At 45.3% G+C, this 22,667-nt stretch carries 21 protein-coding genes; 14 read left to right on the top strand and 7 right to left on the bottom strand.

Translation table 11 applies throughout. The features are described from left to right. Nucleotides 1–69 precede the first annotated feature (69 nt). From bcaP to K1I43_RS02055, 4 genes are all read left to right on the top strand, one after another. On the top strand, nucleotides 70–1,482 hold the full coding sequence (gene bcaP, locus K1I43_RS02070) for a branched-chain amino acid transporter BcaP (RefSeq protein ID WP_019417238.1): 1,413 nt from the start codon (nucleotides 70–72) through the stop codon (nucleotides 1,480–1,482). A gap of 248 nt (nucleotides 1,483–1,730) precedes the next feature. Next, complete coding sequence (locus K1I43_RS02065) at nucleotides 1,731–2,516, top strand: TerC family protein (RefSeq protein WP_009362489.1); 786 nt, start codon at nucleotides 1,731–1,733, stop codon at nucleotides 2,514–2,516. 56 nt (nucleotides 2,517–2,572) lie between these two features. Beyond that, the gene (locus K1I43_RS02060; protein WP_009362490.1) at nucleotides 2,573–3,076 is read left to right on the top strand and encodes a ferritin; all 504 of its coding nucleotides are present in this window, start codon (nucleotides 2,573–2,575) and stop codon (nucleotides 3,074–3,076) included. Nucleotides 3,077–3,161: 85 nt separating this feature from the next. Continuing rightward, nucleotides 3,162–3,980, top strand: coding sequence for a DnaD domain-containing protein (locus tag K1I43_RS02055; protein ID WP_019417239.1), 819 nt, complete (start codon nucleotides 3,162–3,164; stop codon nucleotides 3,978–3,980). 9 nt (nucleotides 3,981–3,989) lie between these two features. Here the strand turns inward: K1I43_RS02055 and K1I43_RS02050 are convergent, their stop codons facing one another. The 4 genes from K1I43_RS02050 to K1I43_RS02035 all read right to left on the bottom strand — a co-directional run bounded on the left by K1I43_RS02050 (nucleotide 3,990) and on the right by K1I43_RS02035 (nucleotide 9,778). Next, complete coding sequence (locus K1I43_RS02050) at nucleotides 3,990–5,333, bottom strand: (Fe-S)-binding protein (RefSeq protein WP_019417240.1); 1,344 nt, start codon at nucleotides 5,331–5,333, stop codon at nucleotides 3,990–3,992. Continuing rightward, on the bottom strand, nucleotides 5,330–6,742 hold the full coding sequence (glcD, locus tag K1I43_RS02045; protein WP_019417241.1) for a glycolate oxidase subunit GlcD: 1,413 nt from the start codon (nucleotides 6,740–6,742) through the stop codon (nucleotides 5,330–5,332). The genes K1I43_RS02050 and glcD overlap by 4 nt, the downstream gene beginning before the upstream one ends. Nucleotides 6,743–6,835: 93 nt before the next feature. Beyond that, nucleotides 6,836–7,939 carry a CdaR family transcriptional regulator gene (locus K1I43_RS02040; RefSeq protein ID WP_019417242.1) on the bottom strand — a complete coding sequence of 368 codons (1,104 nt, stop codon included), beginning with the start codon at nucleotides 7,937–7,939 and terminating at the stop codon, nucleotides 6,836–6,838. A 75-nt stretch (nucleotides 7,940–8,014) separates the two neighbouring features. Beyond that, nucleotides 8,015–9,778, bottom strand: coding sequence for a methyl-accepting chemotaxis protein (locus K1I43_RS02035; RefSeq protein ID WP_019417243.1), 1,764 nt, complete (start codon nucleotides 9,776–9,778; stop codon nucleotides 8,015–8,017). A gap of 175 nt (nucleotides 9,779–9,953) precedes the next feature. Here K1I43_RS02035 and K1I43_RS02030 point away from each other — a divergent pair, with 175 nt between their 5' ends. The 6 genes from K1I43_RS02030 (at nucleotide 9,954) to K1I43_RS02005 (ending at nucleotide 17,208) form a co-directional block, all read left to right on the top strand. After that, nucleotides 9,954–10,970 (top strand): LacI family DNA-binding transcriptional regulator, encoded by a 1,017-nt coding sequence (locus K1I43_RS02030; protein ID WP_026011589.1) that lies wholly within the window; start codon nucleotides 9,954–9,956, stop codon nucleotides 10,968–10,970. A gap of 68 nt (nucleotides 10,971–11,038) precedes the next feature. Beyond that, complete coding sequence (locus K1I43_RS02025) at nucleotides 11,039–13,381, top strand: glycoside hydrolase family 65 protein (RefSeq protein ID WP_019417245.1); 2,343 nt, start codon at nucleotides 11,039–11,041, stop codon at nucleotides 13,379–13,381. Then, entirely contained in the window at nucleotides 13,378–14,067 is a 690-nt protein-coding gene (pgmB, locus tag K1I43_RS02020; RefSeq protein ID WP_019417246.1) for a beta-phosphoglucomutase, read from the top strand. The genes K1I43_RS02025 and pgmB overlap by 4 nt, the downstream gene beginning before the upstream one ends. A 53-nt stretch (nucleotides 14,068–14,120) precedes the next feature. Then, a complete protein-coding gene (locus tag K1I43_RS02015; protein WP_020424528.1) occupies nucleotides 14,121–15,386 on the top strand; it encodes an ABC transporter substrate-binding protein in 1,266 nt (421 codons plus the stop codon). Nucleotides 15,387–15,488: 102 nt separating this feature from the next. Continuing rightward, nucleotides 15,489–16,379 carry a carbohydrate ABC transporter permease gene (locus K1I43_RS02010; protein ID WP_035064222.1) on the top strand — a complete coding sequence of 297 codons (891 nt, stop codon included), beginning with the start codon at nucleotides 15,489–15,491 and terminating at the stop codon, nucleotides 16,377–16,379. Nucleotides 16,380–16,392: 13 nt separating this feature from the next. Beyond that, the gene (locus K1I43_RS02005; RefSeq protein ID WP_009362501.1) at nucleotides 16,393–17,208 is read left to right on the top strand and encodes a carbohydrate ABC transporter permease; all 816 of its coding nucleotides are present in this window, start codon (nucleotides 16,393–16,395) and stop codon (nucleotides 17,206–17,208) included. 26 nt (nucleotides 17,209–17,234) lie between these two features. On the opposite strand, the gene K1I43_RS02000 is transcribed toward K1I43_RS02005, so the two are convergent. After that, nucleotides 17,235–17,570 (bottom strand): DUF3905 domain-containing protein, encoded by a 336-nt coding sequence (locus tag K1I43_RS02000; protein ID WP_009362502.1) that lies wholly within the window; start codon nucleotides 17,568–17,570, stop codon nucleotides 17,235–17,237. Between the two features lie 83 nt (nucleotides 17,571–17,653). Between K1I43_RS02000 and K1I43_RS01995 the strand changes: the two genes are divergently transcribed. From K1I43_RS01995 to K1I43_RS01985, 3 genes are read left to right on the top strand one after another with little or no spacing between them, the layout of a single operon-like run. After that, nucleotides 17,654–17,800: a hypothetical protein gene (locus K1I43_RS01995; RefSeq protein WP_019417250.1), complete on the top strand. Its 147-nt coding sequence runs from the start codon at nucleotides 17,654–17,656 to the stop codon at nucleotides 17,798–17,800. Beyond that, nucleotides 17,797–17,952 carry a hypothetical protein gene (locus K1I43_RS01990; RefSeq protein ID WP_006321568.1) on the top strand — a complete coding sequence of 52 codons (156 nt, stop codon included), beginning with the start codon at nucleotides 17,797–17,799 and terminating at the stop codon, nucleotides 17,950–17,952. Before K1I43_RS01995 ends, K1I43_RS01990 begins: the two co-directional genes overlap by 4 nt. Then, complete coding sequence (locus K1I43_RS01985; RefSeq protein ID WP_019417251.1) at nucleotides 17,949–18,089, top strand: hypothetical protein; 141 nt, start codon at nucleotides 17,949–17,951, stop codon at nucleotides 18,087–18,089. Before K1I43_RS01990 ends, K1I43_RS01985 begins: the two co-directional genes overlap by 4 nt. Nucleotides 18,090–18,103: 14 nt before the next feature. Here the strand turns inward: K1I43_RS01985 and K1I43_RS01980 are convergent, their stop codons facing one another. Then, nucleotides 18,104–19,831 (bottom strand): B12-binding domain-containing radical SAM protein, encoded by a 1,728-nt coding sequence (locus tag K1I43_RS01980; RefSeq protein WP_026011590.1) that lies wholly within the window; start codon nucleotides 19,829–19,831, stop codon nucleotides 18,104–18,106. A 97-nt stretch (nucleotides 19,832–19,928) separates the two neighbouring features. Next, a complete protein-coding gene (locus K1I43_RS01975; protein WP_136260319.1) occupies nucleotides 19,929–21,710 on the bottom strand; it encodes an L-lactate permease in 1,782 nt (593 codons plus the stop codon). Nucleotides 21,711–21,909: 199 nt separating this feature from the next. Between K1I43_RS01975 and K1I43_RS01970 the strand changes: the two genes are divergently transcribed. Next, nucleotides 21,910–22,629 (top strand): FadR/GntR family transcriptional regulator, encoded by a 720-nt coding sequence (locus K1I43_RS01970; RefSeq protein WP_026011591.1) that lies wholly within the window; start codon nucleotides 21,910–21,912, stop codon nucleotides 22,627–22,629. Nucleotides 22,630–22,667 lie beyond the last annotated feature (38 nt).

Raw genomic sequence — 22,667 nt, 5'->3', positions numbered from 1 at the left:
GTATTGTCTTTAACGATTTTGGGCGTTAAAGTATAAAATGAACATAACAAGTAAGGGGAGTTTACAACGATGAGTTTGTTTCGAAAAAAGTCCATTGATGCGCTCATGAGCGAATCAGGGAAAGGGGCAGCGCTCAAAAAAGAATTAGGCGCATTTGATTTAACGATGCTCGGAATTGGAGCAATTATTGGAACGGGTATTTTCGTTTTAACGGGAGTGGCAGCGGCTGAGCATGCAGGGCCAGCGCTCGTTCTTTCGTTTATTCTATCAGGATTGGCGTGCGTCTTTGCGGCGCTTTGTTATGCGGAGTTCGCTTCAAGCGTGCCGGTGTCGGGCAGCGCCTATACGTACAGCTATGCGACGTTTGGTGAGTTGATCGCATGGATGCTCGGTTGGGATTTAATTTTAGAGTACGGAGTGGCAGCGTCAGCAGTAGCGGCGGGATGGTCCGGTTATTTTCAAGGGTTGCTCGCTGGATTTGGCATTGAGCTGCCAAAGGCGTTGACAAGCGCCTACGATCCGGCAAACGGTACGTTCATTGATGTGCCGGCAATTGTGATCGTTTTGCTTATTACGTTTTTATTGACGCAAGGTGTGAGAAAGTCGGCGCGCTTTAATGCGGTGATGGTTTTTATTAAAGTTGCGGTCATTTTGTTGTTTATTGCCGTTGGGGTTTGGTATGTGAAGCCAGAAAACTGGACGCCGTTTATGCCGTTCGGCTTTTCAGGGGTGGCTGCAGGGGCTGCAACTGTGTTTTTTGCATACTTAGGATTTGATGCGGTATCGACCGCGGCAGAAGAAGTGCGCAATCCGCAACGCAACATGCCGATCGGTATTATCGCATCGCTTGCGATTTGTACGCTTCTTTATATTGCCGTATCGCTCATTTTAACAGGCATTGTGCCGTACGACCAATTAGGTGTAAAAAATCCGGTTGCTTTTGCGTTAAACTATATTCAACAAGATTGGGTGGCAGGATTTATTTCACTCGGAGCGATTACAGGAATTACGACCGTCCTTCTCGTTATGCTTTATGCCCAAACGCGTCTTTTTTATGCGATTAGCCGCGACGGCTTGCTTCCGTCATTGTTTGCGAAAGTGAGCGAACGGAAACAAGTGCCGCTTGTGAATTCATGGGTGACAGGCATTGCGGTTTCCATTTTCGCTGGGGTGATTCCGTTAAATAAATTGGCGCATTTAACAAATATCGGCACGTTGTTTGCGTTTACAACGGTCGCGATCGGCATTTTAATTTTACGCAAAACGGAACCAAACTTAAAACGAAGCTTTATGGTGCCTTTTGTGCCTGTGATTCCGCTTCTTGCGGTAGCGTTTTGTACGTATTTAGCCCTTCAGCTTCCAGCAACGACATGGTTAAGCTTTGGTGGTTGGCTTGCGATCGGTCTTGTCATTTATTTCTTGTACGGCCGCAAACATAGTAAGTTAAATGAAGAAAAAGTTGGACAAAAACAAGTGAGTTAACCGGTTGACAAAATGAGCTCGTATTTTTATAATAAAAGTACAATAACATAGTTTTCCTTCACAAAGGGGAGTAGCGTTCAGGCGTTGCCTGAAAACAAAGTCGTCAATTCATGGACATCGTCCATCGGCTTTGTTGGCACAACGATGTGTCTAGCGAGACCTTTGCCGTTCGGCAAAGGTCTTTTTTGCGTTTCCATGATTTTTGCCGATGGACGAGGGAAAACTACATATTACAGGAGGGATCATTGATGGATGTATCATTACTATTAGAGTACGGTTGGGTGCTTCTCGTTTTAATCGGTTTAGAAGGCATTTTAGCCGCCGATAACGCCGTTGTGATGGCGGTCATGGTGAAGCATTTGCCAGAAAAAGAGCAGAAACGGGCGCTCTTTTACGGGCTTGCCGGTGCGTTTATTCTTCGCTTTGCAGCGTTGTTTGTCATTTCGTATTTAGTGAACATATGGCAAATTCAAGCGCTTGGCGCGTTATATTTAATGTTTATCGCCGTGCATCATTTTATTAACAAAAACAGAGACGGTTCGCATAAAGAAGGGAAAAAGCAGTCCGGTTTTTGGATGACAGTATTGAAGGTAGAACTTGCCGATTTAGCGTTTGCGATCGATTCGATTTTAGCGGCGGTCGCTTTAGCGATGACGTTGCCAAATACGAATTTACCAGCGATCGGCGGCATGGACGGCGGGAAGTTTTTAGTCATTTTTGCAGGTGGATTAATTGGCGTCATCATTATGCGCTTTGCGGCAAATGCGTTCGTAAAATTGTTGCATAAACGCCCAAGCCTAGAATCCGCTGCGTTTTTGATCGTCGGTTGGGTTGGGGTGAAATTGGCAGTATATACGCTTGCGCATCCAAGCTTAGCCGTTGTTTCAGAACATTTTGCGCATTCTGCATTGTGGAAAGCAATTTTCTGGATCGTTCTTTTAGCGATTGCCGCTGGCGGCTGGTTTTTCTCAGGAAAAGAAACGAAACAACAAAAAGAAGCCATTCAAACGTTGAAAAAAGCGCAAAACGAATAAGGGGAGGCACGATCCTCCTCTTTTTGTTATAATGGGAAAAGGAGGAGTGATGATTCATGTTAAGTGAAAAATTGTTAAACGGACTGAATGAACAAATGAATTTTGAATTTTATTCTGCGCATGCGTACATGGCGATGGCCGCATATTGCTCGGCGGAAGGGTTGGACGGTTTTGCGAACTTCTTTTTAGTTCAAGCGGAAGAAGAGCGCTTTCATGCGATGAAGTTTTACAACTTTATTAATGCGCTTGGTGAACGAGCGATTATGACCGGTTTTCCTTCGCCAAACAATGAATTTACGTCTGTACGCGATTGCTTTGAAAAAGCGCTCGCTCATGAAAAAGAAGTGACGCGCCGCATTTATAAACTGTCTGACTTGGCGTTAGACGAGCGCGAACACGCGACGATGAACTTTTTAAAATGGTTTATTGACGAACAAGTCGAAGAAGAGTCGCTGTTTGATACGCTTATCCAAAAGCTTAAGCGCATCGAAAACGACAGCAACTCACTATTTATGCTTGACAACGAACTCGCGCAGCGCACATTTACACCGGAAGCATAAAGGGAATGCATACGCATTCTCTTTTTTTCTTTCCTCTAACCAAATGTCGCATATCAGGCGATAGATGTAGGTAGGAGGGATTCGGATGAAATGGTTAGTCGATGATGAACCGTTGTTCGTATTGCCGACGGTGGCGGTGAAGCTCGGGTTGAATGAAAGCATTTTTTTGCAGCAGCTTCATTATTGGCTCACGAAAAGTACGCATACGTATGATGGGCATGTGTGGGTATATAACACGTATGAAGGGTGGCAAAAGCAGTTTCCGTTTTGGTCGGAAAGTACGATTCGGCGCACGATCGTTCGGCTTGAGAAAAAAGGGATCGTCGTGTCAAGGTATCGCTCCAAGCTCGATAAAACGAAATGGTATCGCATTGATTATGATGTGTTAGCGAGCGTCATGAATGGTGAAGAAGAGCGACAAAATGATGAAACGAACGTGCAACATAAACAAACGACGGGGCAACATGACGTGTCGCACGCGTCAATTTGCCAAGACGGACGTCGCAAGATGAACAGACAAACAAATATAACGACAGATGATACATTACAAAACATGATACAATTTTATGAGCAAAACGGTTTTGGGAAGATGAGCAGCTACGTAAAAGAGAAAATGGCATTATGGGTAAGTGAAACGTCAAAAGAGATGGTGCTTGACGCGCTAAACGTCGCTTTGCAAAACGGGGTAAAGACGTGGACATATACGGAAGGCATTTTGCGTAATTGGAAGAAAAACGGGTATGTGACGACAAAAGAGCGAAAAAGAAGACCGGTGCGAACGGAAATAATTCCAGAGTGGTTACATATCGATTATGCACAATATGAACGAAAAGCTTGCAGTGAAGCCGAACTTGAACAAAAACGGCGCGAGTTAGAAGCGCGATTAAAAAAGAAAAGGGCATGAATCCATACCCTATCCGATTTGTTTCCATGGTTGATCTTTTTCTTTTGTCGCTTCGACGGCTTCAAAAAGCAAGTCGACGAGATGAACGGCGCGCACGTTTGTCAGCCCTTCTCGTTCAATGCCGAGCTTCATTTGTAATAAGCAACCGGGATTGGCGGTAACGATCGTCGTCGCTTTCGTTTGTTTCGCTTGTTCCATTTTATAATCGAGCACTTGCATCGACATGTCCGGATGAACGATGTTATAAATGCCCGCTGAGCCGCAACATCGGTCGGCATCTTTCATTTCGCGAAACTCAACGCCTGCAATTGAATGAAGAAGAAGGCGCGGCTCACTCGCTGTTTTCATCACGTTGCGCAAATGGCACGAATCTTGATATGTCACGATTTGATTTGGCAAACGCAAGATGCGATGATGAAAGCCGAGCTCTACTAAAATGACGGAGACGTCTTTGATTTTGGCGACGAACGCTTTCGCGCGCTCCGCCCAAACAGGATCGTCTTTTAACAAATGGTCGTATTCGATTAAAAACGCTCCGCAACCGCCGGCGTTTGTGACGATGTAGTCGACATTTAGCGCTTCAAACGCTTCAATGTTTCGTTTCGCTAACGTTTTTGCGTCCGCTTTTTCCCCGCTATGTCCATGGAGCGCTCCGCAACACGTTTGCGCTTCCGGAATGACGATGTCACATCCGGCAAGCTGCAACAGTTTCATCGTTCGATCGTTGATGTCCATAAACATCGTATCCATTAAACAACCGCTAAAAAAGGCGACGCGGCGCTTTCGTGGGGCGAGCGCTTCAACGTGCGCCGGACGTTCGTTCATTTGTTTCCACGTCGGCACGTTCGGAAGCACTTTTTCCATCGTCGCTAAATGGTTCGGCAACAGGCGCAACAAGCCAAGTTTCCGCACGACAGATTGCAGCCCAGACCGTTGATAAAAGCCGAGGAGTGCCGTTGCGATGCGCATGCGTTTCGGATATGGAAACAGCTGTTTAAACACGAGATGGCGAATGAAACGAACGATCGGCGAGTACGTTTTATGTTGCGCAATAATATCGCGCGCTTCTTCAAGCAAATGACCGTAGCGCACACCGGAAGGGCAAACGGGTTCACACGCGCGGCAACCAAGGCAAAGTTGAAGTGACCGTTCGACGTCTTCATCCGGTTCAATGAGTCCGTCAACGACCGCTTTCATTAACGCGATCCGTCCGCGCGGCGAGTGCGACTCTTGAAAGCCGGACTCAATATATGTCGGACATGTCGGAAGGCAAAAGCCGCAGCGCATACAGTTTAGTAGTTCGTCTTCGTTCATGCGCGCTTGAAATTGTTTCATGAGCTGTTCATTTTTCATCGCGTCACCACCACCCGTTTGCGCGTGCTTTTGGCGAACACTTTCCCCGGATTCATAATGTTGTTCGGATCAAGCGCACGTTTGATCGCCTGCATGGCGGCAATTCCTTCTTTGCCGAGCTTCCATTCTAAATACGGCGCTTTCATGACGCCGACACCGTGTTCGCCTGTAATCGTACCGCCAAGTTCAATCGCTTTGGCAAAAATGTCTTCAAACGCTTGCTCGACGCGATGCAGTTCGTCTTTGTCGCGCACGTCCGTCGGACATGTCGGGTGAAGGTTGCCATCACCGGCATGGCCAAACGTGCAAATGGTGACGTTATATTTTTTTGCAATATCGTTAATCGCTTTCACCATATTGGCAATTTGTGAGCGTGGAACGGTCGCATCTTCTAAAATGGTCGTCGGCTTTAAACGAGCGAGCGCCGATAAGGCGGAACGTCTCGCCGTACGCAAATTGTTTGCTTCTTCTTCCGTTTTCGCCACTTGAACGGAAATGGCATGTTGTTCGCGACAAATGCGCGCCATCTCTTCCATATCGCGTGCGACGACTTCGGCTGGACCGTCTTGTTCAATGAGCAATACCGCTTTTACGTCCGTCGGCAAGCCGATGTTGACGAATGATTCGACGACTTGTAACGTCGGTTGATCTAAAAATTCAAGCGTCGTCGGAATGATTTTGTTGGCGATAATCGCCGAGACGGAACGGGCAGCCGCTTCTAAATCTTCATACAGCGCAAGCATCGTTTTTTTCGTCTCCGGCATCGGAATGAGCTTTAACGTCGCTTCCGTAATGATCCCAAGCGTGCCTTCCGAACCGACAAATAAACGGGTAAGGTCATAGCCAGCGACGTCTTTCGCAAGTTTTCCCCCTGTGCGAACGATGTCGCCATTGGCGAGCACAACTTCAAGCCCCATGACGTAATCGCGCGTCACCCCGTATTTTAAGCCGCGCAAACCGCCGGAGTTTTCGTTAATGTTGCCACCGATCGTTGAAATTTTCATCGAGCTTGGATCTGGAGGATAAAATAACCCTTTGGCTTCGACCGCTTGAATAAGGTCGAGCGTAATGACGCCCGGCTGCACCGTCACCGTTAAGTTTTCCTCGTCGATTTCTAATATGCGATTCATATGTTTAAACAATAGGACGATGCCGCCTTGTGTTGGGCACGTGCCGGCGCAAAGATTCGTCCCTGAACCGCGCGGAACGATCGGAATGCGCTCTTCGTTACAAATTTTTACGATGTCGCTTACTTCTTTCGTATTGCGCGGTGCGATGACCGCATCAGGAAGCGATTGAAAGTTTGGGGTTGCATCGTATGAATAAACGAGCCGCCCAGCTTTCGAATCGTCGTAGTTTTCTGAGCCAACAATATCAATGAACTGTTGTTTCACTCGTTCAGTGATCATGTCATTCACCTTCTTTTTCATTTGTACTATAAGCATAAAAAAAAGCGGGGAAACCCGCTATGGATGAACATATAAAAATAAAACGTTTACATGCTATTTTTTTGTTGTTTCATCTAAAAAACGAATCGCTAAATATAAAGTGATGACATGTTCGAAGTTGCGCACGTTTAAATTTGTATATTGTTGTATTTTTTTTAATCGGTAATGGAGCGTATTAATATGAATGTGAAGCGCTTCGGCTGTTTGTTTGAGCGATAAGTTGTGCGCGAAAAATGTGCGGAGTGTTTGAAGCAGTTCTCCGTCGTTCATTAACGGCTCAATCGTTCGTTTTATGAGCTCTTGTTTTGTCGCAAGCGAAATGTCTTCTAAACACATATCTAGCCGTAAGTCTTCGTCAAAGATGATCTCCTCGGTTTGTTTCGCGACATGAAGGGCGCGCTCCGCTTGTTTATATGACTCATACACGTGTTTGGCATCGGTCGTTTTTCCGCATCCGACATGAAACGTAACGCGATATTTTTCGAACACCGATCGTTGTAACGCTTTTATTTTTGCGATCGTTCGTTCTTTGTCGTCGTCCATTTGCAAAAAAAGCAAGCGGTCGTTTCCCCAGCGAACGATAATGTCGCGTTTGTCGTCCCAAGCGGCTTGGATGAATTTCCACATCTCTATTGAAATCGTCCGTTCTTTATCGTTTAACGAAGCGATGATGACGCGCCGCTTCGCTGTTAAGTCGATATGAAACAGTTGGGCGCGCTCGAAAAAAGACGGTGACCATTCGCGCGCTTGCAGCCATTCAAACACGAACGTTTCAAGCGCCCGCGCTTGCAGCTGAAGCTGTTCGGTATAATAGTTTTCTTGAATAAGAAGCTCCGTCATTTTTTTCAACAGTTCTCCATACGGCGATACGTTTGCAGGGTTGCCTGTAATGCCGATGACGCCAATGACGTCGCCGTGAAAAAAAATCGGCAAGTTAATGCCTGCTTTTACTCCTTTTAATACCCCTTCATCTTGCTTTGTAATGATTCGTTTTTTCTTTTGTTGATAAACGAGAAACGCTCCTTCGTGAAATTGACCGATGCGCGTTGTGTCGGTGCTTGCCATAATGATGCCGTTCGTATCGACGATAATAATGTCTTCATCGATGAGGCGACGCACGTCGGATACAATTTTTTTTGCGAGGTGAGAAGAGAGCATTCGTTCACTTCCTTTCTTCATGTAGCATACGAAAAGAAACCGTCCTTTCGCTTGACCGAAAGGACGGTGCCTAAATTACATGTGGAAACGTGCGACCGTTTGGCGCAGTTGTTCGGCCGTGCTTGCGAGCTCTTGCGAAGAAGCGAGCAGCTCTTGCATCGTTGCATTTTGTTCTTCGGTTGTGGCAGCGACTTGTTCAATATTTCTTGCTGATTGTGATGAAATATCAATAATTTGATCAGCGAATGACGTCATCGTTTTTACTTTTTCATCAACGGAACGAATCGTTTCGTTTACCGCATCGCTTTCTGCTTGGACGCGCGCCATATCCGAAGAAATGGCACGGAAAATATGTCCGACTTGTTCAACGAGCGAATGGCCGCATTGGAACGACTCACTGCTTTCTTGCATGACGTTCACCGCATGCACCGTTTGTGTTTGGGACTGTTCAGCTAGCGTGCGAATGTTTCCTGCCGCTTGTGCCGTCTGTTCGGCTAGTTTGCGCACTTCTTCTGCCACAACGCCAAACCCTTTTCCGTGTTCGCCCGCTCGTGCCGCTTCGATGGCAGCATTTAACGCAAGCAAATTCGTTTGGTCAGAAATGTTTGTAATAAAGCCGACGATTTGATGAATTTCTTTTGATTTATCATTTAACGATTCAATGACGGAAGCGAGGCGTTCGATTTGTTCGCGGATGAGCTTCATTTGTGCAACCGTTTGCTCTACTAGTGATGTTCCTTCATGGACGCGCTTCGTTGCTTCCGTTGTTCGTTTCGCTGTTTCACCTACTTTGCTCATCACGGTCGTTAGCGCATCGGATACGCTATGCACCGCTTCGTTCGTTTGTTTCGATACGTTCACTTGTTCATCTGCCCCTGAAGCCACTTCAAGAATCGCTTGTGTAATTTGTTCGTTTGCTTCCGTTGTCGCTTCCGCGTTTAACCGCAACGTGTGCGACATGTCGTTTACATGTGCAGCAACCGCTTGAATTTGGGCGATCGACTGTTCAAGCCCGTCCGCTAATTCGTTCATCGCTTCGGCAATCTGCCCGACTTCATCCGTTTTTGTATCCGTCAAGCGCTGGACGCGCAAATTGCCGCGCGCAAGCTCATGGCAAACGTGGACGACTTGCTGTAATCGTCTGCGTATTTTTCGGCTAACAACAATGAGGGAGATGACAGATAAAACGATCGCAACAGCGACTGTAATCAACATCATAAAAATGTTTTTCGCAATCGTATCGTTCATTTGCGTCGTCAGCGCGCTTCGTTCATTGACGACGATGTTTCGTAACACATCGAGTTTTTCGATGCTCATATCGCGGATGGTCGCGGCTTTATTTTGAAAGCTAATGACTTGGAAAATGTCGATTTGTTCACCGCGATCACGATACGATAACACCGCAGGTTGAATCGTTTTATAAAGCAATTCATTTAACTGATTTTCAATCGAAATCGTCGAGCGATATATCGTTTTTGCTTCTTCTGTTTGTATATGCGGCTCTAATTGCTTCATTTTATCGCTAAACTGTTTCGTTAAATCGCTGTATTGCCAAAGTGTTTCTGGGCGGGGGTTTGTCATATAGTCGGTAATGACAATATATTTTTGTTTAAATAAAGAGCCGATGTCGGTAATTAAAATCGCTTCGTCGCTTTTTTGTTCGACTTGTTTGACGACGTTTGTTAAGTTATTGACGAGTAAAAATACAAAAATGAAAACGCTGACAAATAAAAGTGTAGCAAAGCTGAAAACGATCCCATACTTTTTCCCGATCGTCGTCGTTTTTTCTCGTTGGTTCGTTTTCTTTTTTTTCTGAAAAAGACTCGTCCATCGCTTCATCAAGAGGCCCCTCCTTTACTTTTTTCTCATTATAGCACGAAGATGACAAAGAGAGGGAGAACATTTTTGGAAAAAATGCTACGAATTTTGTCACAAATTTTTTGTTGCAATCGGTTTCAACTTCGTTTACAATTCAAATCAACAAGGAATCCGAAACGTTTTGGAGGAAATGAAAGTGACAACAATTAAAGATATCGCGAAAGCGGCTGGCGTGTCGGTGACGACTGTTTCTCGCGCGTTAAACGGCTATTCCGACGTTAGTGAAAAGACGCGCAAAAAAATTATCGACATCGCCAAGCAGCTCAATTACAGCCCGAATACGCTTGCGCGAAGCCTTGTCATGAACAAATCGAAAACGATTGGGTTGCTCGTTTCAGGCATGACGCGCTCAGCGGTAAAGGATAACTTTACGTTTGAAGTGATGACAGGCGTTAACGATTACATCGCTAAAACAGATTATGACGTCATTTTGTTTAATACAAATTCGACGAAACAAAGGGAAAAAACGTATTCGCAACTATGTCGCGAACGGCGGGTCGATGGTGTCATTTTACAAGGAATTAAAACAGATGATCCGTACTTAACGGAAGTTGTCGAAAGTGACATTCCGTGCGTATTAATTGACATTCCGATTCAGTCCGACCGCGTCGGATATGTGACGACCGATAACGTGTACGGTGCGAAAAAAGCGGTGCAACATTTGCTTGAGCTTGGGCATCGCAACATTGCGATGATGAACGGGCACGACTACGCATTTGTTAGCAAGCAGCGCCTGCAAGGATTTTATGAGGCGATGGAAGAAGCGAACGTACCGATTCGAAAAGAGTGGGTGATTAATGGCGATTTTTCCGAAGAGATGGCGGAAGCGAGGGCATACGAGTTGTTTCAAAGCGAACCGAATATTACTGCCATCTTTTGCGCCAGCGACTTAATGGCGCTCGGTGTCATGAGAGCGCTCAAACAGCTCGGCTTGCGCGTGCCTGATGACGTATCGGTCGTTGGATATGATGATATTTTGCTTGCGTCATACGTGTCTCCCGCATTAACGACGGTGGCGCAAAATAAATTTCAAATGGGTTATGAAGCGGCAAGCATGCTTATTGATATGTTGGAAGGAAACGAAGCAAAAGTCGTGACGTTGCGGACGCAACTTGTCGTGCGCGAGTCAACGGCGCCGATGAAAAAAGGGTAGCCTTTTTTCATACCGAAAATCCGAAACGTTTTGGATCACATCATTCATACGAGGAAAGGGAGTTTACGATGCTGCAATACAACTTAGGAACAGGCGAGTATAAAAACTGGATCGTATCAGAAGTCGCATTCAATCCGCATTATCTTGGAAAATGTGAAGCGATTATGGCGCTTGGCAACGGGTATATGGGGCTTCGTTCAGCGACGGAAGAATCGTACGTCGGGCAAGTGCGCAATTTGTTTGTTGCCGGTACGTTTAACCAGTTTGATGAATACGAAGTGACAGAACTGCCGAACGCACCTGATGTCGTTGAGTTAGACATTTGGTTAAATGATGAAAAGTTTTCGTTAGAAAAAGGGAAAATCATTCATTATCGTCGCGACTTAAATGTGAAAGATGCCGAATTAGTGCGCCACGTCATTTGGGAAAATACGCGCGGAGAGCAGTTTGAGCTGACGTTTCGCCGCTTTGTGTCGCTAAAAAATTTACATCTCATCGGCATGAAGATGGAAATAAAACCGCTCAATGGCGATGTAAACATTCGAATCACATCAGGCATTAACGGGCAAATGACAAATAGCGGAGCACAACATTTCCATGAAGGGGAAAAGCGCATTTTTGATAAAAAATATTTGCAACTTATTCAAACGACGACTGAATCGAAAATTGATTTTGTCGTCAATGCGGTGCATCGGTATATGATTGACGGAAAAGAAATTGAAACAGAGCCGCGCATGGCGATCGACCGCCGGAAAGTGTTTATTCAAGTATCGTTTGATGTCAAACAAGGAGAGACGTTCACGTTTGAAAAGCTCGCGAACGTGTACACAAGCCGCGACAAAGCGTACGATCACGATAAATATAGCCTTGATGTCATGCGGCAAGATGCGCTCAATAACTTAAAAGAAGAAGCGAAAAAAGGGTACGATGCGCTCTTTTCCGAAAACGTTTCGGAATGGAAAAAACGTTGGGAGCAAATGAACATTACGATCGAAAGCGAAAACGAATTTGACCAACTTGCGATTCGTTTTGCCCATTATCATTTAATCATTATGACGCCAGCGCACGATGCACGTTTCGGTGTTGCGGCAAAAGGGTTAACGGGCGAAGGATATAAAGGCCATTCGTTTTGGGATACGGAAATTTTCATTTTGCCGTTTTTCACGTACACGTTCCCGCATATTGCCCGCCGTTTGCTTGAATATCGTTACAACACGATTGAAGGGGCGCGCCGGAAAGCAAAAGCGAACGGCTATGAAGGAGCGATGTATCCGTGGGAGTCAGCGTTTACAGGCGATGAAGTGACACCGGTATGGGGCGCTGTTGATATTGTGACAGGAAAAGCGACGAAAATTTGGTGCGGATTTATCGAGCAACATATTACGAGCGATATCGCGTTTGCGGTATGGCAATATTACAAAGTGACAGGCGATGAAGATTTTATGAAACGTTGTGGCTATGAAATGTTGTTTGATACCGCAACGTTTTGGGCGAGCCGGTTAGAATGGAACGAAGAAAAGAAACAATATCACATTAACGATGTCATCGGTCCAGACGAATATAAAGAGCACGTCAACAACAACGCCTTTACAAACTATATGGCGCATTGGAATATCGAAACAGCAATTCGCTATTATGAAAGATTAAAAGAAAGCGATCCGGCGTTGCTTGACGCGTTACACGAAAAAATTGGCGTGCATGAAGCGTATAAAAAATGGAAAGAAAAAGTCGATCTCATTTACTTGCCGCAGCCGCGCGAAGAAGATCTCGTCATTCCGCAAGATGACACGTATTTAACAAAACAAATCATTGACTTAACGAAATATAAAAAGCAGACGCGCGTCGGCACGATTTTTGAAGATTACAATATGGAACAAGTGAACAACATGCAAGTATCGAAACAAGCGGACATTATGGTGTTGTTTTACTTGCTAGAAAATAAGTTTTCACAAGAAGTGAAACGAGCGAATTGGAACTATTATGAGCCAAAAACGTTGCACGATTCATCGCTCAGCTTATCGACACATTGCATTTTAGCGAGCGATATGGACGATCGGGAGCTAGCGTATCAATTGTTTGAACAAGCGTCCCGCATCGACTTAGGCCCGAATATGAAATCATCGGATCACGGCATGCATACCGCATCGATTGGCGGCATATGGCAATCGGTCGTATGCGGATTTGGCGGCGTGCGCATGCTTGACGGAAAGCTGCGCATTCATCCGAAACTTCCGAAACAATGGAAAACATTATCGTTTCCAATATATTGGCGCGGTGATCGGTTAGAAGTCACGGTCACGCACGAGTCGCTCGTCGTGAAAAAAGTGACGAACGTTCACGATGTCGTTTCGTTTGATGTGTTCGGCACGACATACGAAGTAAAAGACGAAGTGACGATTCCACTTGCATGAAAGGATTTGACATGATGAACAAGCAACTGAAAGCAGTCATTTTCGACTTAGACGGTGTCATTACCGATACGGCAGAGTATCATTTTATCGCATGGAAACAGCTTGCGGAGGAACTAGGGATCACGTTTGATCGCACATTTAACGAGCAGTTAAAAGGGGTGAGTCGCATGGAGTCGCTCGAGCGCATTTTAGCGTTCGGCGGCCAAACAGAGCGCTATACAGCCGCAGAAAAAGAGGCGCTGGCGCATAAAAAAAATGAGCATTATAAACAGCTCATCGCGCGCATGACGCCAAATGATTTACTTCCCGGCATACTCGATTTATTGCGCGAACTAAAACGTGAAAACGTGAAAATCGGCTTAGCATCGGCTAGTAAAAATGCGTTTACCGTCATCGAACGGCTACAAATTGGCGAATATTTCGATACGATCGTCGATGCAGCGAAAATAAAACAGAGCAAACCGCACCCAGAAATTTTCTTGACTGCTGCCAAGCAGTTACAAGTCGATCCGTCCGCGTGCGTCGGAGTAGAAGATGCACAAGCGGGCGTGGCGGCCATTCAAGCGGCGAACATGTTCGCCATTGGCGTCGGCGACAAAGAAGCGTTAAAAGAAGCCGACTACATCGTCGAAACGACAGCTGAACTAACGTACGATGCGATTGTACGTGCATTTTATCGGGAATAAGGGAGCTCGTCTCCCTTCCAAATATAAGACGAATAAGAAAGGGGTCTCGTATGATGAAAAAGAAACAATGGTTTGCCCTTGGTATGACGACGATGCTTTTTGGAAGCGTTTTAGCGGGATGTGGCAGCGAAGAAAAAACAGCAAAAAACGAAGGAAGCAATCAGAAAGAAGAACAAGTAGAAGTCACGCTTGCGGGTTGGGGCGGCAACCCGATGGAACAAAAATTGTTAAAGCAAACGTTAGATGAATTTGAGAAAAAATATCCGAACATTAAAGTGAAACATGAAGTCATTTCCGATCAATATATGGATGTCATTAAAACGCGTTTAATTGGTGGCGAAGGTCCAGACGTATTTTATTTAGATGCGTTCGAAGCGCCAGCAATGATTGAAACAGGCGTGCTAGAGCCGCTTGATGACTACGTAACAGACGATTTTGACATCAACGATTTTGAAAAACCGCTTCTCGATGCGTTTAAAGGTCCAGACGGTAAAATATACGGCTTCCCGAAAGACTATTCAACGTTAGCGCTTTTCTACAACAAAAAAATGTTTGAAGAAGCAGGGCTAGACGTACCGAAAACGTGGGATGAATTGCGCGAAGCGGCGAAAAAATTAACAAAGGGAACAGAAGTGTACGGTTTCGGGGTAGCACCGGAATTAGCGCGCCTATACTACATCGCGGAATCAAAAGGCGGCAAAGTCGTGACAGACAACAAAGCAAGCTTTGCGGATCCGAAAGTGGTCGAAGCGTTGCAGCCAATTGTTGATATGCGCTTAAAAGATAAATCAGCGGCGCAACCGAGCGAAGTTGGCGCCGGATGGGGCGGTGAAATGTTCGGTCAACAAAAAGCAGCGATGGTGATCGAAGGAAACTGGGCGATTCCGTTCCTACAAGAAACGTTCCCAAATACACCGTTCGGGACAGCAGAAGTGCCAACGATTGACGGCAAAAAAGGAACGATGGCGTATACGGTTGCTTACGTGATGAACAAAGATTCACAAAAGAAAGAAGCAGCATGGAAACTCATTTCGTTTTTAACAGGAAAAGAAGGAATGAAAATTTGGACGAGTAAAGGATTTGCGTTGCCAACACGTAAATCGGTCGCCGCTGAACTCGGATATGATAAAGATGAATTGCGCGCTGCGCTTGTCGCTGGAGCACCGTACGCGACCGTATGGCAAAACGGTACGAACTTGCCAATTATTATGAACAACTTTAACAACCAATTTGTAAGCGCCTTTTTAGGTGAACAGCCGCTTGCAGAAGCGCTTAAAAAAGCACAAGACATTGCGAATAAAGAAATTGAAGCGAAGTAACGGCTGAGGGGAATTTCCCCTCGCTGTTCCCTTCTTTCAAGTGAAGCGTTGCACAATCTTCACTTGAAAGAGGCGAATAGCACGACAAAAGGAGATGAAAACATGTTTACTCGTAAACGATGGAGAGAAGCAGGAACGGCCTATACGTTATTGTCACCGACGTTATTTGTCCTTCTTTTATTCGTCATCGGTCCGATTTTATTTGCGATTTATTTATCGTTTCATAAAGTGCAGTTGTTAGGAACGGCAAGTTTTCAATTTGTCGGGTTCGACAACTTTGCGCGCATATTAGATGATACGCGCGCGAAAATTGCGCTTTGGAATACGGTGAAATACGTGGCGATCGTCGTGCCGACGCAAACGATGCTGGCGCTCGTTTTAGCGGCAACGCTCAATGCGGGCTTAAAAGGAGAAAAGTTTTTCCGCATCGTTTATTTTTTACCGACATTAACCTCATCAGCTGTTTTGACGCTTATTTTTATGTGGATGTATAACCAAAATGGTCTTGTCAACCACGTGCTTGCGTTTTTCGGCTTGCCGACGTACAACTGGCTTGGCGATCCGTCTGTCGCTTTAAACGCCATTATGATTATGAACATTTGGTCAACGGCACCGTTTTTTATGGTCATTTATTTAGCGGCATTGCAAGACATTCCCGATTCGTTATATGAAGCGGCAGAGTTAGACGGAGCAAACGCTTGGCATAAGTTTTGGTACGTCACTGTTCCGTATTTAAAACCGGTCACATCGTTTGTCGTCATTATGGGGTTAATCGGTACGTTTCAATTGTTCGACCAATCGTACATTTTCTCAGGCGGTTCGGGCGGACCGAACAATGCGACGTTAACGGTTGTTCTTCTTATTTATCAATATGCGTTTAAATCGCTTGGAACGATGGGATATGCAGCCGCGCTTGCTTTTGCGTTAGCGATCGTCATTTTACTTGCGACGTGGTTGCAGCGGAAATTTTCAAAAGAAGAGTCGCTCTACTAAAGGAGGGAAGGACATGAAAATAGGCAAAGCGTTGTTATATACGATTCTCGTTTTATATGCGATCGTGACAATGATTCCGTTTTTATGGGCGCTTTCATCATCGTTTAAAACTCTTGAAGAAATTGTAAGTGGTTCGATCCGCTTTATTCCAGAACATTTTACGCTCGATAACTATAAACAAATTTTTATTGAACAAGAGCTATTTCCTCGTTGGTTTATGAATAGCGTCATCATTGCGGTGACGGTGACGGTCTTAAACTTAATCTTTAACTCGATGGCAGGCTATGCGCTCGCTCGCCTTCATTTCCGAGGAAAACAGACGATTTTTATGATCATTCTTGCGGTATTAATGATTCCGGCACAAGTGACGATGATTCCGAACTATTTAATTTTAAAACAGCTCGGTTGGCTGAACTCATATCAAGGAATGATTGTCCCAGCGATGATTAACGCGACATTTATTTTTATGATGCGTCAATTTTTCATTAACTTCCCGAAAGAGTTAGAAGAAGCTGCGGCGCTAGATGGGTTAAGCCGCATCGGCACATTTTTCCGTATCGTGTTGCCGCTTGCTCGCCCAGCGCTCGCCGCGCAAGCCATTTTCGTTTTTATGGGTTCGTGGAACGACTTTATGCGTCCGCTTATTATTTTATCCGATCCGAACTTGTTTACGTTGCCGCTTGGGTTAAATAGTTTTAAAGGACAATACATTAGCTATTGGAACTACATTATGGCGGCATCGATGGTATTTACAATGCCTGTTTTAGTCATTTATGCGTTTTTCAACCGCTACTTTATTAAAGGCATTTCGTTTACAGGGGGGAAATAACCTCGTGCATGTCGCACGAGGTTATTTTAATCCGCCCCGTATCCGACATCTTTGTCTGGATGGGTGAACGGGGCTTGTCCGCTTCGTTTTTCTTCTAATAAGGCGCGGTTTTCGGGTGTATTCCAACCGATGTCGTTCGTCGGATGTACCCATTCATCACCGGCCATGACGCTTGGATCGGTTTCATCGCTCCATTCATTCAGAGGGGAGTGTGGCGAGTTGTATTTGCTGTCGCCGATGACGACCCCGTATTTGTTTATAAACGGTGGCTGCATGCGTATGTTTGTCCCTTTAAACGACGGCGCATGAATTTGATGCGGCTGTGTCTCATCGAAAATGGGCGATTCGATTTTTTTATCCATTATCATCACCTCAGTATTAATGTGGCTTAGCGACGTATAAAATATGTTGCTTTGCGCGACATTACTTGTGAGGGGGAATGAATATGCGTTTTCCAATTGCCCACTTGAACGAACGCGACATTGCCGAAGTGCAACAATTTGAGCGAAAGCTTCGTGAACAAACGGGCGAAGACATCATACTCATTGCGTACAAAAAAGAACAAACATACAGACGAGGTGAACGATCATGAAACGAAAAGTAACACATGATGCGGCGAAGACGAACAACCAAACGCCGACGGAAAGCATGCCGAAAGACGAATTTGAAGCGCAATATGCTGGTGGGGAAGATATGAGCCGCGGCGCAAACCGAAATTCGAAAAAAGGACGGCAAGGAAAATGAAAAAGAAACAAGCGGGCAAAACAGTTCCGATTCCAAGCGACATATTAAAGGAAGAATTCGGACACGAACAAGGCGACATCAATGCTCATAAAGTGATTGAGCTGTTAGAAGAAGCGAAAAAGGAAAAGAAAAAGTAGGAGGGCGCTCTCTCCTACTTTTCTATTTCCAAACTATACGTTTCCGCTTTCATCGTCGTTTGGTTAAAGTAAACGATCATCGCCATGTTGCATCGGCGAATATGTTTCGTTTGTAAATAATGCGGCAAGTCGAAAGGAATCATTTCGACGACGGTATGTTTAAATAATTCTTTTTCGCTTAGCGAAAGAAGGTGCGGTTGTTCGGACAGTTTTTCGTATACGCGCGCGCGTACATGTTTGTCCGTTTTTTCGTCCCACCACGGTTTGCGCGGTTTTTGTTTTTGATTGCGCAAATAGTCGTATTTCATCAACGCTTCAACGATCGGCAAGTCGTTCGTGTGTAACGTTTGTAAAAACGAATAAAGGCGGCGGAATAAATCTTCAAGTTGATGTCCGATGCGCGCCCAACCTTGTTCGTCCCAATACGTGCCAAACGATTGGAAAAAGTCAAACGGCGTGTCAAATAGATGGGTGACGATATATTCAATCGTTTCATCCATGCGATGATCGTTCCAATATTTTTCAAGCACATCTTCGACTTGTTTTAATCGAATGATGTCATCAAACGAAAGCACATGGTTGCGCAAAATTTCATACGGTGCGCGATCCATAAAGATGTAGCCGTACTCGTTTGCTTTTTGGCGCAGCCCTGTGCCGCGCAACATTTTTAAAAAGCCGAGCTGCAACTCTTCTGGACGGAGCGCAAATACGTCGTTAAACGTTTTGCGAAACGATGTGTAATCTTCTTCCGGAAGCCCGGCAATTAAATCAAGATGTTGCGCAATTTTTCCGCCTTGTTTCACCATGGTGACGGTGCGCGTAAGCTTTTCAAAATTTTGTTTGCGCATGACGAGTTTGTTGACGTCATCGTTTGTCGATTGCACACCAATTTCAAAGCGGAACAGCCCTGGAGGTGCTTCTTTATTTAAAAACTCAATGACTTCTGGCCGCATAATGTCGGCCGTAATTTCAAATTGGAACACAACGCCTGGCACATGTTCGTCAATTAAAAATTGAAACATATCCATCGCGTAGCTCCGGCTAATGTTAAACGTCCGATCGACAAACTTAATGACTTTCGCGCCGTGTTTCATTAAATAACGCAAATCTTCCTTTATTTTTTCGCGGTCAAAATAACGAACGCCAACTTCAATCGACGATAAGCAAAATTGGCAGCTAAACGGACAGCCGCGGCTCGTTTCGACATACGTCACGCGCTTCGACAAATGCAGAATATCTTCAGGAAAGCGAAACGGCGACGGCATGTTTGCTAAGTTGATTTTATTTCTTTGCGGGTTAATGATCGCTTTTCCGTCTCGGTGAAACGCAAGCCCTGCAATGTTTGTCACATCTTCGCCACGTTCTAGTGCGGTAAGCAGCTGTTTAAACGTTTCTTCTCCTTCGCCGATGACGATATAATCAAACTCTGGCACGCGCTCTAGCCAATAAGCGACGTCATATGACACTTCTGGTCCACCGACGACGATCGTGACGGTTGGATGCACTTTTTTCAACAGCTGAATGACTTCAATCGTCTGTTCGATGTTCCAAATGTAACAGCTAAACCCGACGACATCCGGTTTGCGACGATACAAACCGGTGACGATATTTAACACCGGGTCTTTAATCGTATATTCAACAAGCTCCACATGAAACTCCGGCTGGGCGTACGCTTTTAAATATCGAATCGCTAAGTTCGTATGAATATATTTTGCGTTTAACGTTGTACAGATAATATGCACTGCAAACGACTCCTTTATATGTAGGTTGCAACGAGTAATTATATCATATCCGAGGGGAAGGAAAAAGGGTGCCCTTTTTGTAAGGACACCCTTTGTATTATGCTGAAATTTGGTTTTCTGCACGTTTCGTTTTGCCGCGGTTTGATACCATAAAGAAAATGAATGCGACAACGACGACAGCATATAAGGTGAACCAGATGTTGAAGCCGCCGACGATGAAGCCCATGCCGAGCATACCAGCCGCTAAAATGTAATATGTCATCGGAATGAGCGCTTTGCGAATTAAGCTTCCTTCTTGACCGACAAGACCGACTGTCGCAGAAGCCGCAACGACGTTATGGACACAAATCATATTTCCGGCTGCTCCGCCAACAGCTTGCAACGCAACGACAACCGCAGCGCCTGAAGCGGATAAACCGATGCTTTCCGCTGTACCGAATTGGAAAAGCGAGAACATCATGTTGCTGAACGTGTTACTTCCAGCGATAAACGCTCCGAGCGCACCGATGAGCGGCGCAACGATTGGCCATGCGGAACCGGCGATGTGCGACACCCCTTCCGCTAATACGAGCGGCATGCTTGCGAGTTCTTCTGTTTTTGAGTTAATGAAAATGTTGATCATCGGCACGGCGAAAATGAGCGCGGACCCTGCGCTTAATGCCGTTTTAAACGAATCGCTAAACGCTTTTTTGTAGCTTGCTGCATCCATCCGATGTAAAACGTATGTGATTAGTGAAACGATGAAGAAAATGGTACCCGGTAAATAAAGCGGTGTCGACTTAATCGCAATGCCGGAGTTAAACAAATTGTCGATGACAATCGTGACGCTTTCTCCAGTTAAAAACGTTTTTACTTCTGTCACTGTGCGCGTAATGACGAGCAAAATCGCCACTAATACGTACGGGAACCATGCGTTGAAAAGCGAAATGCGCTTTTTCGCTTGCCCGATGTTCGTTTGTTCGTTGTTTAAACGACCGATCCATTCTTGTTCCCAATGGTTGCGATGCTCAAAATCAAACGTATCTTTCGGAATAAATAACCCTGCTTTGGCAGCTGGGACGACGATGATTAAGCCGATTAATGAACCGAGCAATGATGGAAACTCTGGACCGAGCACGTTCGCAATGATTGCATACGGAACGGTAAACGCAAAGCCAGCGAGCATCGCAAATTTCCAAGCGCGCAATCCTTCGCGGAACGAACGGTTTTTACCGAAAAAGCGCGTAAGCATTCCGACGACAATAAGCGGAATAAACGTTCCGACCATCGCATGAATGAGGCCGACGTTTGCAGCAATTTGCAATAAGTAATCCGTAAACTCCATATCGCCAATCGCTTTCATGACCGCTTCTTGATTCGCAAGACCGGTGTTTACTCCGACGAGAATTGGTGTTCCAATCGCTCCGAAAGAAACAGGCGTACTTTGAATAATGAGCGCAACTAGCACCGCCGCCATCGCTGGAAAGCCGATCGCAACGAGAAGCGGTGCGGCGATCGCAGCAGGTGTACCGAATCCTGCAGCCCCTTCAATAAATGAACCGAACAACCAAGCGATAATGATTGCTTGAATGCGGCGGTCAGGTGAAATGTGAATAAACCCTTGGCGAATCGTTTCAATCGCGCCGCTTTCTTTTACCGTATTTAAAAGCAACACCGCTCCAAATACGATAAACATAATTTCGATTGCCGTTTTTATACCGTTGACGCTTGCGGCAGCCACAACGTTCATTTTCGTTCCCCAAACGAATAGCGCGATGGCCGCAGTGACGACGAGCGCAACAGGCATCGCACGGCTTGCCGGCCATTTCAGTATGACAAGGAATAAGAAAACTGTTAAAATTGGCAATAGTGCGATAAATGATAACATACCGATACTCATATGCATCCCCCTTTGTTCAATGTGATGATGTAATTCCTTATCCCCTCATCATAAGGTCATACAATCATCTGATGAGTATATCATAATGTAAGCGCAATCATTTTTCAATATGAATATTTAAAAATTTTTCACAGTTATTTTGTAGAAAAATATGATATGATATTCTATTTATGTGGGGGAGTAAACAAGAAGCAATGGGGTGGACAACGTGTACAAACAAATTAAACCGAAAAAAATATATGAAGAAGTAGCGGAAGCGATTTTACATATGATTCAAACAGGGCAGTTAAAGCCCGGTGATAAACTCGATTCCGTTCAACAGCTAGCAGAAAATTTCCAAGTTGGACGAGCAGCGATTCGTGAAGCGTTGACGGCGCTTCGGGCGATGGGGCTCATTGAAATGAAACAAGGGGAAGGCACATACGTGCGCGAGTTTGATCCAGCGATGTTGTCGTTTCCGATTTCCGCAGCGGTGCTCATGAATAAAGAAGACGTCGCTCATTTATTAGAAGTGAGAAAGCTGTTAGAAGTCGGTGCATCAGGCGTGGCAGCGAAACGAAGAACAGACGAAGATTTGCGCGCGATGCAAAGCGCCCTTACGCAAATGCGCGAAGCGATTGGCGACGAAGAACTTGGTGAAAAAGCGGACTTTTTATTTCATATGGCGATTGCGGCGGCAACGAAAAATCCGCTATTAGTGAGTTTAATGAACAACGTCTCAGGCATGATGATGGAGACGATGCGCGAGACGCGTCGCATTTGGTTGTTTGCCAAACAAGCGACGACCGAACAGCTGCTTGAAGATCATATCGCGATTTTTGAGGCGATTCGCGAACAAAACGCCGAACTTGCCCAAGAGCGAATGAAAGACCATTTAGGGCATGTCGAAAAAGTTTTGTCCGACTATATGTCTTCATAACGGAGGGACTTCCTCCGAACGTACTCATCAGATGACCG

The sequence above is a fragment of the Anoxybacillus sp. ST70 genome, assembly GCF_019553625.1.
Taxonomy (GTDB): Bacteria; Bacillota; Bacilli; order Bacillales; family Anoxybacillaceae; genus Anoxybacillus; species Anoxybacillus gonensis.
The sequence above is the reverse complement of the archived record's forward strand: the minus strand, read 5'-3'. Positions and strand labels throughout refer to the sequence as shown.